The following is a 14,502-nucleotide window of genomic DNA, read 5'->3' on the forward strand; positions in this document are numbered from 1 at the left end:
ACCCCTGCCCGGGCCTGCGCCCGTGGACGCCCACGCCGTCGGTGACTCTGCTCGAAGGAACTCATGAACCTCACCGGAATCCTGCCCGCCCTCCTGGCCGACCCGACCGCGCGTGCGGTCGTCGAGCACGTGCGCCTGCGGGGCGCGGTCGACGTCGTCGGACCTGTGGGCGTGCGTCCGCCGTTGCTCGCCGCGATGGCGGGGGCGACCGCGACCGGGGAAGCCGCCGGGGCCGCACAGGGAGAGCCTGCCCAGGGCTCGCGCCCCCTCGTCGTCGTGACCGCGACGGGACGCGAGGCCGACGAGCTCGCCGCGAGCGTGCGCGCGTACCTGCCCGACGAGCTGGGCGACCTGGTCGCGGTCCTGCCCGCGTGGGAGACGCTGCCGCACGAGCGGCTGTCGCCGCGCAGCGACACGGTCGCCAAGCGGCTCGCGGTGTTCCGGCGCCTCGCGCACCCGACCAGCGAGGTCAGCCAGTCCGGGCCGGTGCGCGTGCTGGTCATGCCGGTGCGCGCCCTGCTCCAGCCCGTCGTCGAGGGCCTGGGCGACCTGGAGCCGGTCGAGCTGAGCACGGGAGAGACGGCCGACCTCACGGACGTCGCCGAGCGCCTGAGCGCGGCCGCGTACCAGCGCGTGGACATGGTCGAGCGGCGCGGCGAGTTCGCGGTGCGCGGCGGCATCCTCGACGTCTTCCCGCCCACCGAGGACCACCCGCTGCGCGTCGAGTTCTGGGGCGACGAGGTCACCGAGATCCGCTGGTTCGCGGTCGCGGACCAGCGCAGCCTGGAGATCGCGGACCACGGCGTGTGGGCGCCGCCGTGCCGCGAGATCCTCCTGACGGACGCGGTGCGTGCCCGCGCTGCGGAGCTCATCGAGACGCTGCCCGGCGCGACCGACATGCTCGACAAGCTCGCGGCCGGCATCGCCGTGGAGGGCATGGAGTCCCTCGCGCCCGTCCTCGTGGACCGCATGCTGCCCGTCCTGGACCTCGTCCCCGACGACGCCCTGCTGATCATCAACGACCCCGAGCGCGTGCGCCGCCGCGCGCACGACCTCGTCGCGACGACCGAGGAGTTCCTCGCCGCGGCCTGGACCGGCGCCGCCGCGGGCGGCTCGACCCCGATCAACCTCTCGGCCGCGTCGTTCGAGACGTTCGCCGACGTCCACGACGTCGCCGAGCGTCGGGGCCTCGGGTGGTGGACGCTCAGCCCGTTCGGCCTCGACGAGGGCGCCACCCCCGACGGCGAGTCGCACCCGGGCGAGGCGCTCCCCGGAGGCGAGGGCCCGACGTCGGGCATGGGCACGGACGGCGTGACCACCTTCACCGTGCCCGCGCGCAACGTCGAGTCCTACCGCGGCGACGTCGAGCGGGCGCTCGACGACCTGCGCTCTCTCCAGCACGCGGGCTGGCGCCTGGTCCTGACGACCGAGGGTCACGGCCCCGCACGCCGCATGACCGAGCAACTGTCCGCGGTCGACACCGCGGCCCGTCTGGTCGCGTCGATCGACACCGAGCCCGAGGGCGGCGTCGTGCTCGTGACGCCCGCGCCCGTGGGGCCGGGCTTCGTCGCGCCCGAGCTCAAGCTCGCGGTGTTCAGCGAGTCGGACCTCACGGGACGCCAGGGGTCGAGCACGCGCGACATGCGCAAGATGCCCTCGCGGCGGCGCAACGTCGTCGACCCCCTCGCGCTGCGCGCGGGCGACTACGTGGTGCACGAGCAGCACGGCGTGGGGAAGTTCGTCGAGCTCGTGCAGCGCACGCTCGGCACCGGAGGCAACGCCGCGACGCGCGAGTACCTCGTCATCGAGTACGCGAGCAGCAAGCGCGGCCAGCCGGGCGACCGCCTGTTCGTGCCCTCCGACCAGCTCGACCAGGTCACCAAGTACACGGGCGGCGAGTCGCCCAGCCTGAACAAGATGGGCGGCTCGGACTGGGCCAAGACCAAGAGCCAGGCGCGCAAGCACGTCAAGGAGATCGCGGGCGAGCTCATCCGCCTCTACAGCGCGCGCATGGCCACGCAGGGGCACGCGTTCGGGCCCGACACCCCGTGGCAGCGCGAGCTCGAGGACGCGTTCGCGTACGTCGAGACGCCCGACCAGCTCGTCACGATCGACGAGGTCAAGGCCGACATGGAGAAGCCCGTCCCCATGGACCGGCTCGTGTGCGGCGACGTCGGGTACGGCAAGACCGAGATCGCGGTCCGGGCGGCGTTCAAGGCCGTGCAGGACGGCAAGCAGGTAGCGGTCCTGGTGCCCACGACGCTCCTGGTCCAGCAGCACTTCCAGACGTTCGCCGAGCGCTACTCGGCGTTCCCCGTGACGGTCAAGGCGCTCTCGCGCTTCCAGACCGAGGCCGAGTCCAAGGAGACGGTCGAAGGGCTCAAGGACGGCTCGGTCGACGTCGTGATCGGCACGCACCGCATCATCTCCGGGGCCATCAAGTTCAAGGACCTGGGCCTGGTCATCATCGACGAGGAGCAGCGGTTCGGCGTCGAGCACAAGGAGACGCTCAAGCAGCTGCGGACCAACGTCGACGTGCTCGCGATGAGCGCGACCCCCATCCCGCGCACGCTCGAGATGGCCGTCACGGGCATCCGCGAGATGTCGACGCTCGCGACCCCGCCCGAGGAGCGGCACCCCGTGCTCACGTACGTGGGCGCGTACGAGGAGAAGCAGATCTCTGCGTCGATCCGCCGCGAGCTGCTGCGCGAGGGCCAGGTGTTCTACGTGCACAACAAGGTCGAGACGATCGACCGCACGGCCCAGCGCCTGCGCGAGCTCGTCCCCGAGGCCCGCATCGGCGTCGCGCACGGCAAGATGAGCGAGGCCCAGCTCGACCAGACGATCACGGCGTTCTGGGAGAAGGAGCTCGACGTCCTGGTCTGCACCACGATCATCGAGACCGGCCTCGACATCTCCAACGCCAACACGCTCATCCTGGAGCGCGCCGACATGCTGGGCCTGTCCCAGCTCCACCAGCTCCGCGGTCGTGTGGGTCGTGGGCGCGAGCGCGCGTACGCGTACTTCCTGTACCCGCCCGAGCGCCCGCTGACCGACACCGCGCACGACCGCCTCGCGACCATGGCTGCCAACACGGACCTCGGCGCGGGCATGCAGATCGCCATGAAGGACCTCGAGATCCGCGGTGCGGGCAACCTGCTGGGCGGCGAGCAGTCGGGGCACATCGCAGGCGTCGGGTTCGACCTGTACGTGCGCATGGTCGGCGAGGCCGTGGCGTCGTTCAAGGGAGAGGTCGAGGAGGAGGCGCCCGAGGTCTCGATCGAGCTCCCGGTCGACGCGCACATCCCGCACGACTACATCGCGCACGAGCGCCTGCGCCTCGAGGCGTACCGCAAGATCGCGGCGGCCCAGGACGAGCCCGCGCTCGCCGAGGTCAAGGCCGAGCTCGTCGACCGCTACGGCGCGCTGCCCGAGGTCGTCGAGGCCCTGTTCGCGGTGGCCGACTTCCGCAACCACGCGCGCCGCGCAGGCCTCGCGGACGTCACGGCGCAGGGCAAGTTCGTGCGCTTCGCGCCCGTCGACCTCCCGGAGTCCGCCGAGCTGCGCCTCAAGCGCCTCTACCCGGGCACCATGCTCAAGCCCGCGATCCGCGCGTTCCTCGTCCCCTTCCCGACGACGGCGCGCATCGGAGGCCGTCCGCTGCGGGGCATGGAGGTGCTCGCCTGGGCGCGCCAGCTCATCGACGCGGTCATCACGGGAGACGTCAGCGCGGCGGCGACGGTGGGGACGTCGAAGCGGTAGCCGTCTCCGGTGCGGCCGCCGGGGCCGGGACGCGCCGCCGCCCCCAGCGGTTCACGATCAGGTGGCGGGCGGGCTCCTCGACGAACCGGTAGAGCGCGTAGGCCAGGACCGCGGCGGCGACCGTGATGACGACCGCGGCGAGCACCCCCGTCAGGGGGGTGTCGAGCACGCGACGGATCACGAGCTCGTGCACCAGGTAGAACGCGTACGAGGCCGAGCCCGCGACGATCAGGACGCGGTGCGTCAGCACCGACCGCCGGCCCCGCAGGTCGCGCTCGGCGCAGAGCATGAAGAACAGCGCGAACGGCAGGACGAGCCCGACCCGGGCCACGGCCTCGGTCGCGTGCGTGAGCTCGGCCGCGACGAGCACCGCGGCGAGGATCCCGAGCACCCCCGCCCACGGGATCCGCGACCGGTGGCCCTCGACGAACGCGAGCCCCGCGACGACGCCCAGCACGAACTCGGGGAACCGGGCGAGGGGGAAGTGGTAGAGCACCTGGTACGTCGTGGGGGCCACGACCGTCGCGACGAGCGGGATCGCGAGCGCCACGAGGGTCACCACGAGCCGGGTCCGTGGCGACCAGCGCCGCAGCAGCGGCAGGAGGAACGGGAAGGCGAGGTAGAACGCGAGCTCGCACGACAGCGACCACGCGACGCCGTTGAGCCCGTACACGACCGTGGGGTCCAGGGACCAGGCCTGGAGCAGCAGGACGTTGGCGCCGATGATGCGCCCGGTCACGGGCGGACTGCCCAGGACCAGGGCGATGACCAGTGCCGCGACCAGCGTCACGAGGTGATCGGGGTAGACCCGCGCGACGCGGCGCAGGTAGAAGCCGCGGCGGGCCAGCGCGGGGTTGGCGGTCCACGTCAGGATGAAGCCCGAGAGCACGAAGAACAGTGCGACCCCGGTGCTGCCGTAGTAGGCCCCGGGGATGTCGACCACCTGCCAGTAGTCCAGGTGGAACACCAGGACCGCCGCGGCGGCGACCGCGCGGATCGCCGTGAGGGAGGGGAGCTGGCGCGGGGCGCTGCTCGTCTCCGCCGGAGTCGTCATCGAGGTCCCCTGCCGCTGGTGCGCGGCCCCGTCGAGAGGCCGCTCTTGCATCGTGGGCGCCTGGGCGGGAGAGGGTCAAGGATGAAGTGTGGTCCCGTCGTCGAGGAAGTCGCGGTAGCGCACCACGGCCACGAGGAACACGAGCACCGCGACCATCTCGAGGCTCTCCTCGCCGAGCACCGCGAGCTGCCCGACGAACGTCGCCCGGTCGAAGCCCTGGTCCTCGAGCAGCCCCGCGATCGCCTCGAAGCCGACGGCACCGGCCACGTAGAGGACCCCGGCCAGGGCCATGGGACGCAGGAACCTGCTCGGCAGTCCCCACAGGAGCGGGACGACGATCGCGGCCACGACGAGCGCCAGCGGGCCGTAGAACGCGATCCAGCCGTTGAACGGCAGGTCCGCGATGCTCCGGAAGTGCTCTTCGAGCGAGGTGCCCAGGTGCTCGTGGAAGCTCGTCATCTCGTCGATCGACAGGTACAGGAGCACGAACGCGATGAGTCCCCAGGCCCACCGTCGCGCCGGGACGGGCTCGACGTGCAGCAGGTCGCCCGTGACGAGTCCCGTCGAGGCCAGCAGGACCACGGTGAACCAGGTGGGGACGTTGACCTCCTCGTCCATGCTGAAGTAGTGGACGAGCGGCTCGATCACGCCGCCGTGGAGGTCGGCGCCCTTCTCGAGGAAGTTGGCGAGGAGGTGCAGGACGGCCAGGATCGCGATCGCCAGCGCGAGGCGGCGGACGAGGACCCGGACAGGCACGGTGACACGCAGCATGAGTGCTCCATCGACGACCCAGGCGAGCTCACGCTCGGCTCGGCGACCCTAGCAGCGGGGTCGGGGACGTGACGACCGCCACACCGGTCGTACGCATCCATACCGCCTGGTCGGTGAGATAGTTGTCGCATCATGTTTCTCGACCTGAGCGCTTCCACGCGCACCACCAGCACCGGACGGCACGGCTCGACGAGCGCCGCCCGCTGTTGTCGCTGTCTCTGAACAGCCGCTGACAGGCGGCGTCCGTCGCGGGTGCTCCCCGACGTGACCGCCCCTGACGCACAGGTCTGAACCTCCGGCTCTCCCGTCGCACGCGTCGTCGTGCCCCGTGATCGCAGCGCCCCGCACCGTCGGCCGCGCTCGTGACGCCCGAGCCCTCCCGGTCTCCGCCACCCGGCCCCCGCCATCCGTCGGACGACCGCGCTCCACGAACCCCTCACCACCTCGTCCCGCGCCCCAGGTCGCGAGAACGGGGTGGTCCCCGTGCGGCCCCGCTGCACCTTCTGGAACGGAAGAACCCCCATGAGAACCCTCAAGGCAGCCGCCGCGGTCCTGGCGACGACCTTCCTGCTCGCCGCGTGCGGCTCGGGTGGGTCCGGCAGCGCGAGCAGCAGCGCCGCGGCCGGCGCAGACGCCGAGATCGTCATCGGCTCGACCAACGAGCCCACCGGACTGGTCCGCAACGTCGGCGGCAGCTCGGGCGTCTCGCAGACCATGACGCGCAACGTGTTCGAGGGCCTGACCTCGGTCGACGTCGACGGCGAGGTGGTCCCGACGCTCGCGAAGGACTGGGACGTGTCCGAGGACGGCCTCGTCTACACGTTCCACCTGCAGCCGGGCGTCACGTTCCACGACGGGTCCGCGCTGAGCGCGCAGGACGTCGTGTGGAGCATCTCGCAGACCATCGCGCCCGAGTCCAAGAGCGCGCGCAAGAACGACCTGTCGGTCATCTCCGCGATCACGGCCCCCGACGACGCCACGGTCCAGCTCGACCTGTCGCGCCGCAGCCAGTCGCTGCCGTTCTACCTCGCGTCGGTCACGATCGTGCGGGACGGCGACACCGAGCTGACGAGCGACAACGGCACGGGCCCGTACCGCTTCGTCGAGTGGACGCAGGGCGACCACCTCACGATCGAGCGCAACGACGACTACTGGGGCGAGCCCGCCAAGAACTCGGGCGTCACGTTCCGCTTCTTCCAGGACACGACCGCGCTCAACAACGCGCTCCTGACCGGCGACCTCGACCTGGTCATCGCGGAGGACTCCCCGGACCAGCTCCTGCAGTTCGAGGGGAACGACGAGTTCACCATCACCGAGGGCACCTCGACGACCAAGCAGATCTGGGCGTTCAACGACCGCGTCGCCCCGTTCGACGACGTCCGTGTCCGCCAGGCGCTCTACCAGGCGATCGACCGCGAGAAGATCCTCGACGCCGTGTGGGACGGGCGCGGTCAGGTCATCGGCTCGATGGTCCCGCCGACCGACCCGTGGTTCGTCGATCAGGCCGACGTGCACGCGTACGACCCGCAGGCCGCGAAGGACCTGCTCGCGCAGGCCGGCGTGAGCGACCTGAGCATCGCGGTCGACTACGTCGCGGGCGACCCGTCCGAGACCATCGCCCAGCTCCTCCAGGCGGACCTGAAGGCCGTGGGCGTCACGCTCACGCTCAACCCGGTCGACGACGCGACCTGGTACCAGAAGATCTACACGGACCACGACTTCCAGACCACGCTCATGGGCCACGTGAACCCGCGCGACGTCGTCTGGTACGCCAACCCGGACTTCTACTGGGGCTACGACAACGAGGACGTCCAGCAGTGGGTCGCGGACGCCGACCAGGCGGCCACGACCGACGAGCAGACGGCCCTGCTGACCCAGGTCAACGAGACCATCGGGCAGGAAGCGGCGAGCGCCTGGCTGTACCTCGACCCGCAGATCCGGGTCGCGCGCGCCGAGATCACGGGCTTCCCGGTGAACCAGGTGACGGAGAGCTTCTACGTCGCCGACATCGTGCGGGAAGGCTGACCGAGCACCCATGTCCCGCTACCTCCTGACGCGCGTCGGCACGCTGCTGCTGTCGTTGGTCCTCGCGAGCGTCGTGGTCTTCGCCGTCCTCCGGTTCCTGCCGGGGGACAGCGCGGGCACGTCGCTCGGCGTGGGCACCACGAGCGACCAGCTCGACCAGCTGCGTGCCGACCTCGGCACCGACCAGCCCCTGTGGACGCAGTACGGGCAGTGGGTCGCGGGACTGTTCTCGGGCAGCGCCGGGACGTCGTTCGTCTCGCGCCTGCCCGTGGGGGAGCTGATCGCGAGCAAGCTCCCGATCACGCTGCCGCTGAGCCTCGCGGCGTTCGCGGTCTCGGTGCTCGTGTCGGTGCCGCTCGGCGTGGTCGCGGCGGTCAAGCGCCGCGGCGTCGTGGGGGTCGCGGTCTCGGCCGTGTCCCAGCTCGGCGTCGCGGTGCCGGTCTTCTGGGTCGGCGTCATCCTGGTGTGGGTCTTCGCGCTCGAGGCGGGGGTCCTGCCGCCCGGCGGGTTCCCGCGCCAGGGCTGGGAGGACCCCGCGGCGGCCGTGCGGTCGCTCGTCCTGCCGGTGGCGACCGTGGCGATCGCCATGTCGTCGGTCATGGTCCGCTACGTGCGGTCGGCGACGCTCGACGTCCTGGACCAGGACTACGTCCGCACGGCGCGGTCGCTCGGCTACGGCCGGTGGCACGCCCTGGCGCGCCACGGGCTGCGCAATGGCGCGGTCCCGGTCGTCGCGATCCTCGGCATCGAGCTCGCGACGTCGTTGCTGGGGGCCGTGGTCGTGGAGAACGTCTTCGCGCTGCCGGGCCTGGGCACGCTCCTGGTGTCGTCGGTCGCGGGGCGCGACCTGCCTGTCGTGCAGGCCCTCGTCCTGGGCCTGACGGCCCTGGTCCTCGTCACGAACTTCCTGGTCGACCTCGCCCAGCGCGGCATCGACCCCCGGCTGCGTGCCGGTTCTGCCCTCGGAGGCGCACGATGAGCATCGACCTGGGCGGGGAGATCCCCGTCGTCGAAGGATCCGGGCGCCTGGCCCCGGCGCGGGAGGAGGGCGGGCTCGTGCCGTCGCCCGGGGACGGTCGTGCCAAGCGTGCCCGACGGCGGAGCGTCAGCCCGTCGTTCGTCGCGGGTCTGGTCATGGTCGGGTTGGTCGTCGTGGTCGGTGTCGTCGCGGTCTTCTGGACGCCGTACGACGTGGGCGTGGGCGCGGCCGGCACGGGCGGGCGGCTCGAGGGACCGAGCGCCCAGTTCTGGGCGGGCACCGACCGCCTCGGACGCGACCTGCTGAGCCAGCTCATGGGCGGGGCCACGGTCGCGATGACCGTGGCGATCGCGTCGGTCGTCATCGCGGGCGTGCTGGGCATCGCGATCGGCGTGGTCGCCGCGGCGACCACCCGGTGGGCCGATGTCGCGCTCCTCAACGTCATCGACCTGATGATCGCCTTCCCGACCCTGCTGCTGGCCATGCTCATCGTGACCGTCCGCGGTGCGTCGCTGACCTCGGCCGTCGTCGCGATCGGCATCTCCGGGGCCGCGGTGATCGCGCGCGTCACGCGGGTCAACGCCGCGCGCGTGCTGCGCGAGGACTACGTGACGGCAGCGACGGCGTCGGGCACCGGATGGTGGGGGACGATCCTGCGCCACGTCCTGCCCAACGTGGCCCCCACCCTGCTGGTCCAGCTCATGCTGCTCGCGGGCGGCGCGATCCTCGCCGAGGCGTCGCTGTCCTACCTGGGGCTCGGCTCGCCGACCGCCCTGTCCTGGGGGCGGCTGCTCAGCGCCGCCCAGAAGTCCGTCGCGGTCCAGCCGCTCGGCGCGATCCTGCCCGGGCTGCTCATCGCGTGGACCGTTCTCGGCCTGAACCTCCTGGGTGACGGCATCCGCGAACGGACCGACCCGAGCCTGCGAGGCGACCGATGACCGCGACTCCCGCGACGAGCACCACCGGGCTCGAGGTGCGCGACCTGACGGTACGGACGTCGTCGGGCCGGGTGCTGCTCGACCACGTGAGCTGGCACGTCGCCCCCGGCGAGCGACTGGGCGTGATCGGCGAGTCCGGCTCGGGCAAGTCGCTCACCGCGGCCGCGATCCTCGGGCTGCTGCCCGACGGCATGACCGCGACCGGGCAGGTCCTGCTCGACGGGACCGACCTGCTGCCCCTCGGGGAGAAGGCCATGCGCCGCGTGCGCGGGGCCCGCATCGCGATGGTCTTCCAGGAGCCCCTCACGGCGCTCGACCCGCTCATGACGATCGGGCGGCAGATCGCCGGACCGCTGCGGCTGCACCGCAAGGTCTCGCGCGCACGGGCCGCCGAGATCGCCGCCGACCTGTGCCGCCTCGTGCGCCTCGACGACACCGACCGCATCCTCGGGTCCTATCCCTGGCAGCTCTCCGGTGGCCAGCGCCAGCGCGCGTGCCTCGCCATGGCGCTCGCGTGCGAGCCCGACGTGCTCATCGCCGACGAGCCCACCACGGCCCTCGACGTGACCGTCCAGGCCGAGATCCTCGACCTGCTCGACGACCTCATCGAACGCACCGGGACGGCCCTGGTCTTCGTGTCGCACGACCTGCCGGTCGTCGCCCGCGTCGCGCGCGACCTCGTCGTCATGCGGCACGGGCAGGTCGTCGAGGCCACGACCGTGGCCCGCGCCCTCGACTCGCCCGAGGACCCGTACACCCGGTCGCTGCTCGCCGCGGCGCGCGCCGTGACCCACCTACCGACGCAGCACCCGAGTTCGACCACGCTGCACCCGACCACGCGCACCCTGCACCCGACGCCCCTGGAGGACCGATGAGCGACCAGCCCGCCGAGGGTGACGCCCTGCGTGCCGGGGGTGACCGGAACCCCGGGAGTGACGCCCCACCGTTCGTCGCGCTCGACGGGGTGTGGCGCGAGTTCGGCGGATCGCGCCGCACGCCTCCGACGGCGGCGCTCGCGGGCGTCGACCTCGCGGTCCGGGCGGGCCGCAGCGTGGGGATCGTGGGGGAGTCGGGCGCGGGGAAGTCGACGCTCCTGCGCCTGCTGCTCGGGCTCGACAGCCCGACCCGCGGCACGGTCTCCTACCGCGGCGCGCCCCTGGACCGCCGGGACCGCGCGCTCATGCGGCGGTATCGCCGCGAGGTCCAGGTCGTCCTCCAGGACCCGCGCACGTCGCTCGACCCGCGCATGACCGTCGCGCGGATCGTCGCCGAGCCGCTGCGCTCGCTCAAGATCGGCGGCGACGTGTCGGCGCGCGTCGACGAGGTGCTGGGATGGGTCGGCCTCGACCCCGACGCCCGGACCAAGTACCCGGCCCAGTTCTCGGGCGGCCAGCGTCAGCGCATCGCGATCGCCCGAGCCCTCGCGCCCTCGCCGTCGGTCCTGGTGGGCGACGAGCCCGTGAGCGCGCTCGACGTGTCGGTCCGCGAGCAGGTCATGGACCTGCTCCGCCGGCTCCAGAGCGAGCTGGGGCTCACGCTCGTCCTGGTCAGCCACGACATGGCGATCGTCGGGCAGCTGTGCGAGGAGACCGTGGTGCTGCGCGGGGGAGAGGTCGTCGAGGCCGGCCCCACGCGCGAGGTGCTGACCCGGCCGGCCGCCGCGTACACGCGCGAGCTGCTCGCGGCGGTGCCGACGCTGCCGTGAGCGACCTGCAACCTTCTTGCGTGTCCGAAAGGGCTGACACGTCCCATCCGTCTGTGTAATCTTTCAGCAAGAACCCGCAAATCTCTGCAAAGTGGCAGGGGGTTGGGCTCGGCCGGTCGATCGGACCGGAGCGATGGCAGGGGAAGCGGTAGACGCGCCGGCGCCGACGCCGGGGCGAAGGACGGGCAGCCACGCGCCGATGCGGGGCTGTGCGCAGCACCGAAACGGAGAACGCAGCAATGATGCTCAGCCGAACAACCAGACCGGTCCGCACGAAGCCGCGGCGCAGACTTCTCGCCGGGCTCACGGCGCTCGCCGTGGTCACGTCGGGACTCGTCGCCGGGGCCGTGCCCGCCGCGGCCAAGGCGCCCACGCCCTCCCCCGTGGTCGCTTCCGAGAACGGTCGCGGGAACGTCGTCCTCAACATGTTCCAGTGGACCTGGGACGCCGTCGCCGCCGAGTGCACGAGCACGATCGGGCCCGCCGGGTTCGGCTACGTCCAGGTCTCCCCGCCCCAGGAGCACATCCAGGGCACCGCCTGGTGGACCTCCTACCAGCCCGTGAGCTACAAGATCGAGTCCAAGCTCGGCAACCGTGCCGAGTTCCAGAACATGGTCAGCACGTGTCGGACCGCCGGCGTGGGCATCGTGGTTGACGCGGTCGTCAACCACATGGCGGGAGCCGACACCGGGTCGGGCACGGGCACGGGTGGGACCGGCTACTCGGTCGACAGCTTCCCCGGCGTGCCCTACGGGTACAACGACTTCAACGACTGCCGCGCCAACATCACCAACTACGGCGACCGGTACAACGTCCAGAACTGCCGCCTCGTCTCGCTCCAGGACCTGCGCACCGGCTCCGACTACGTGCGCGGCAAGATCGCGGGCTACATGAACGACCTGCTCGGCCTGGGCGTCGCAGGCTTCCGCATCGACGCGGCCAAGCACATCCCGGCCGCCGACCTCGAGGCCATCAAGGCCAAGCTCACCAACCCCAACGTCTACTGGGTCCACGAGGTCATCGGGGCCGGGGGAGAACCCGTCCAGCCCTCCGAGTACCTGGGCAGCGGCGACTCGCACGAGTTCAACTACGCCCGCACCCTCAAGAGCCGCTTCGACGGCAGCATCGCGAGCCTCGACGAGATCGGCAACGGGCTGCTCACCTCCGACCGTGCCGGGGTCTTCGTCGACAACCACGACACCGAGCGCAACGGCGAGACCATGAGCTACAAGTGGGGCGCCAAGTACAAGCTCGCCAACGCGTTCATGCTCTCCTGGCCCTACGGCTCGCCCGCGGTCTACACCGGCTACACGTGGACCGACAAGGACGCCGGCGCTCCCGGCGCCACCAGCGCCTCGGTCCCCGACGCGAGCTGCTCGAACAGCGCCTGGACCTGCACGCAGCGCTGGACCGAGATCGCCGGCATGGTCGGCTTCCACAACACGGTCGAGGGCACGTCCGTGACGAACTGGTGGGACGACGGCAACAACAACATCGCGTTCGGCCGCGGGGCCAAGGGCTACGTGGCGATCAACAACACAGCCTCCGCCGTGACGCGCACCTACCAGTCGTCGCTGCCCGCGGGCACCTACTGCGACGTCGTGGCCGCCAAGGACTGCTCGGTGACCCGGACCGTGAGCGCCTCGGGGACCTTCACCGCGACCGTGCCCGCGTTCGGCGCGCTCGCGCTGCACGTCGGCAAGACCGGTGGCACGCCGTGCACGGTCGACTGCCCGACCACCTCCGCCACCACGGTCTACTACTCGACCTCGAAGGGGTGGAACGCGTACAAGGTCCACTACAAGGTCGGTGCGGGCGCCTGGACCACGGCTCCCGGGGTCGACATGACCACAGCCTGCACGGGCTGGGTCTCGCGCCAGGTCCCCGCGAACGGGGCGACGGTCACGGCCGCGTTCACCAACGGCTCGGGCACCTGGGACAACAACGGCGGCAAGGACTACGCCCTGACCGGGCACCACGTCCAGGTCTCCGGTGGCGTCGTGACCGCGGGCAACCCGTGCGCGGGGACCGGTGGCGGTCCCGGTGAGACCGACGGCGACGCGAGCTTCTCCGTGAACGCCACTACGGTCCTGGGGCAGAACGTCTACGTCGTGGGCAGCATCCCCGCCCTCGGCTCGTGGGCTCCCGCCGCGGCCAAGCCCCTGTCCTCCGCGACGTACCCCGTGTGGAAGGTCGTGCTCGACCTGCCCGCCGGCACCACCTTCGAGTACAAGTACGTCAAGAAGGACGGCGCGGGCACCGTGGTCTGGGAGAGCGGCGCCAACCGCACCGCGACGGTCGGACCGAACGGGGCCGTGACCCTCACCGACACCTGGAGGTAGCCGGCTCCCGCCAGGCAACAGACCGGAGGGCTCCCGTCCAGGGGCCCTCCGGTCCGCCTCCCTACGATGGGCGCATGACCACGAGCGAGCCGAACCACCCCGGTCCCGTCGACCCCCTGCGCGAGTCCGTCGCCGTCATGGACAGGCTCTACTCGCCCGGCGGGTGCCCGTGGGACCGCGAGCAGACGCACGAGACCCTGGTCCGCTACCTGCTCGAGGAGGCGCACGAGCTCGCCGAGGCCATCGAGACGGGCGACCGCGCGGGCATGCGCGAGGAGCTGGGCGACCTGCTGCTCCAGGTCCTGTTCCACGCGCGCATCGCGAGCGAGGACCCGGTCGCCCCGTTCACGGTCGACGACGTCGCGGCCGACCTCGTCGCCAAGCTCGTCCGGCGTCACCCGCACGTGTTCGCGGACACCGCGGTCACCACGGGGGACGGCCACGCGGCCCTGTACGCGCAGTGGGACGAGATCAAGCAGCAGGAGAAGCAGCGCGAGTCCGTCCTCGAGGGCATCCCGCTCGCGCAGGGAGCGCTCGCCCGCGCCCAGAAGGTCCTGTCCCGCGCGCAGCGCGCCGGGCTGGGGGAGGCCGTCGCGGGCACCGGCCCGACGGCGGTCGTCGCGTCGGTCCCTCCTGTCGCCCCCGGTGAGGTGGGGGACGGGAGGGGAGCGGCGCCGTCGGGCACGCCGGGCGACGCGGAACGGGCGTACGGGCACGAGCTGCTCGAGGTCGTGCGCCGCGCCCAGGCCGACGGGGTGGACGCCGAGACGGCGCTGCGGGTCGCGCTGCGCGAGGTCGAGCGGGCGATCGTCTCCGCCGAGGGTGACGGGCACGCCCGCCGGGGGTGACCCGAGCGTCACCCTCGGCCTCGGCCTCACCCTCGGCACCGCGTCGGGTCACCGTCGGCGTCCCGACCTGTCACCCTC

At 72.0% G+C, this 14,502-nt stretch carries 10 protein-coding genes; 8 read left to right on the forward strand and 2 right to left on the reverse strand.

Annotated features, from left to right (window positions below; all coding sequences use genetic code 11):
• Positions 1-63 precede the first annotated feature (63 nt).
• Positions 64-3,762 (forward strand): transcription-repair coupling factor, encoded by a 3,699-nt coding sequence (mfd, locus tag ACZDYF_RS01460; RefSeq protein ID WP_475052252.1) that lies wholly within the window; start codon positions 64-66, stop codon positions 3,760-3,762.
• Here mfd and ACZDYF_RS01465 read toward each other — a convergent pair.
• Positions 3,725-4,816 carry an acyltransferase family protein gene (locus tag ACZDYF_RS01465; RefSeq protein ID WP_475052255.1) on the reverse strand — a complete coding sequence of 364 codons (1,092 nt, stop codon included), beginning with the start codon at positions 4,814-4,816 and terminating at the stop codon, positions 3,725-3,727. The two genes, mfd and ACZDYF_RS01465, sit on opposite strands and share 38 nt — an antisense overlap.
• 75 nt (positions 4,817-4,891) lie before the next feature.
• Positions 4,892-5,587 (reverse strand): hypothetical protein, encoded by a 696-nt coding sequence (locus ACZDYF_RS01470; RefSeq protein WP_475052258.1) that lies wholly within the window; start codon positions 5,585-5,587, stop codon positions 4,892-4,894.
• A gap of 522 nt (positions 5,588-6,109) precedes the next feature.
• On the opposite strand from ACZDYF_RS01470, the gene ACZDYF_RS01475 reads away from it, so the two are divergent.
• The 7 genes from ACZDYF_RS01475 (at position 6,110) to ACZDYF_RS01505 (ending at position 14,424) form a co-directional block, all read left to right on the forward strand.
• Positions 6,110-7,612 carry an ABC transporter substrate-binding protein gene (locus ACZDYF_RS01475; RefSeq protein ID WP_475052261.1) on the forward strand — a complete coding sequence of 501 codons (1,503 nt, stop codon included), beginning with the start codon at positions 6,110-6,112 and terminating at the stop codon, positions 7,610-7,612.
• A gap of 10 nt (positions 7,613-7,622) precedes the next feature.
• The gene (locus ACZDYF_RS01480; protein ID WP_475052268.1) at positions 7,623-8,591 is read left to right on the forward strand and encodes an ABC transporter permease; all 969 of its coding nucleotides are present in this window, start codon (positions 7,623-7,625) and stop codon (positions 8,589-8,591) included.
• Complete coding sequence (locus ACZDYF_RS01485) at positions 8,588-9,529, forward strand: ABC transporter permease (protein WP_475052272.1); 942 nt, start codon at positions 8,588-8,590, stop codon at positions 9,527-9,529. The genes ACZDYF_RS01480 and ACZDYF_RS01485 overlap by 4 nt, the downstream gene beginning before the upstream one ends.
• Positions 9,526-10,404 (forward strand): ATP-binding cassette domain-containing protein, encoded by an 879-nt coding sequence (locus ACZDYF_RS01490; RefSeq protein WP_475052275.1) that lies wholly within the window; start codon positions 9,526-9,528, stop codon positions 10,402-10,404. The genes ACZDYF_RS01485 and ACZDYF_RS01490 overlap by 4 nt, the downstream gene beginning before the upstream one ends.
• Entirely contained in the window at positions 10,401-11,234 is an 834-nt protein-coding gene (locus ACZDYF_RS01495) for an ABC transporter ATP-binding protein (RefSeq protein WP_475052278.1), read from the forward strand. Before ACZDYF_RS01490 ends, ACZDYF_RS01495 begins: the two co-directional genes overlap by 4 nt.
• A gap of 239 nt (positions 11,235-11,473) precedes the next feature.
• Positions 11,474-13,576 carry a carbohydrate-binding module family 20 domain-containing protein gene (locus ACZDYF_RS01500; protein WP_475052282.1) on the forward strand — a complete coding sequence of 701 codons (2,103 nt, stop codon included), beginning with the start codon at positions 11,474-11,476 and terminating at the stop codon, positions 13,574-13,576.
• Between the two features lie 74 nt (positions 13,577-13,650).
• Complete coding sequence (locus tag ACZDYF_RS01505; protein ID WP_475052287.1) at positions 13,651-14,424, forward strand: nucleoside triphosphate pyrophosphohydrolase; 774 nt, start codon at positions 13,651-13,653, stop codon at positions 14,422-14,424.
• Positions 14,425-14,502: the final 78 nt, after the last annotated feature.

The sequence above is a fragment of the Oerskovia sp. PE-21s genome (assembly GCF_056158145.1).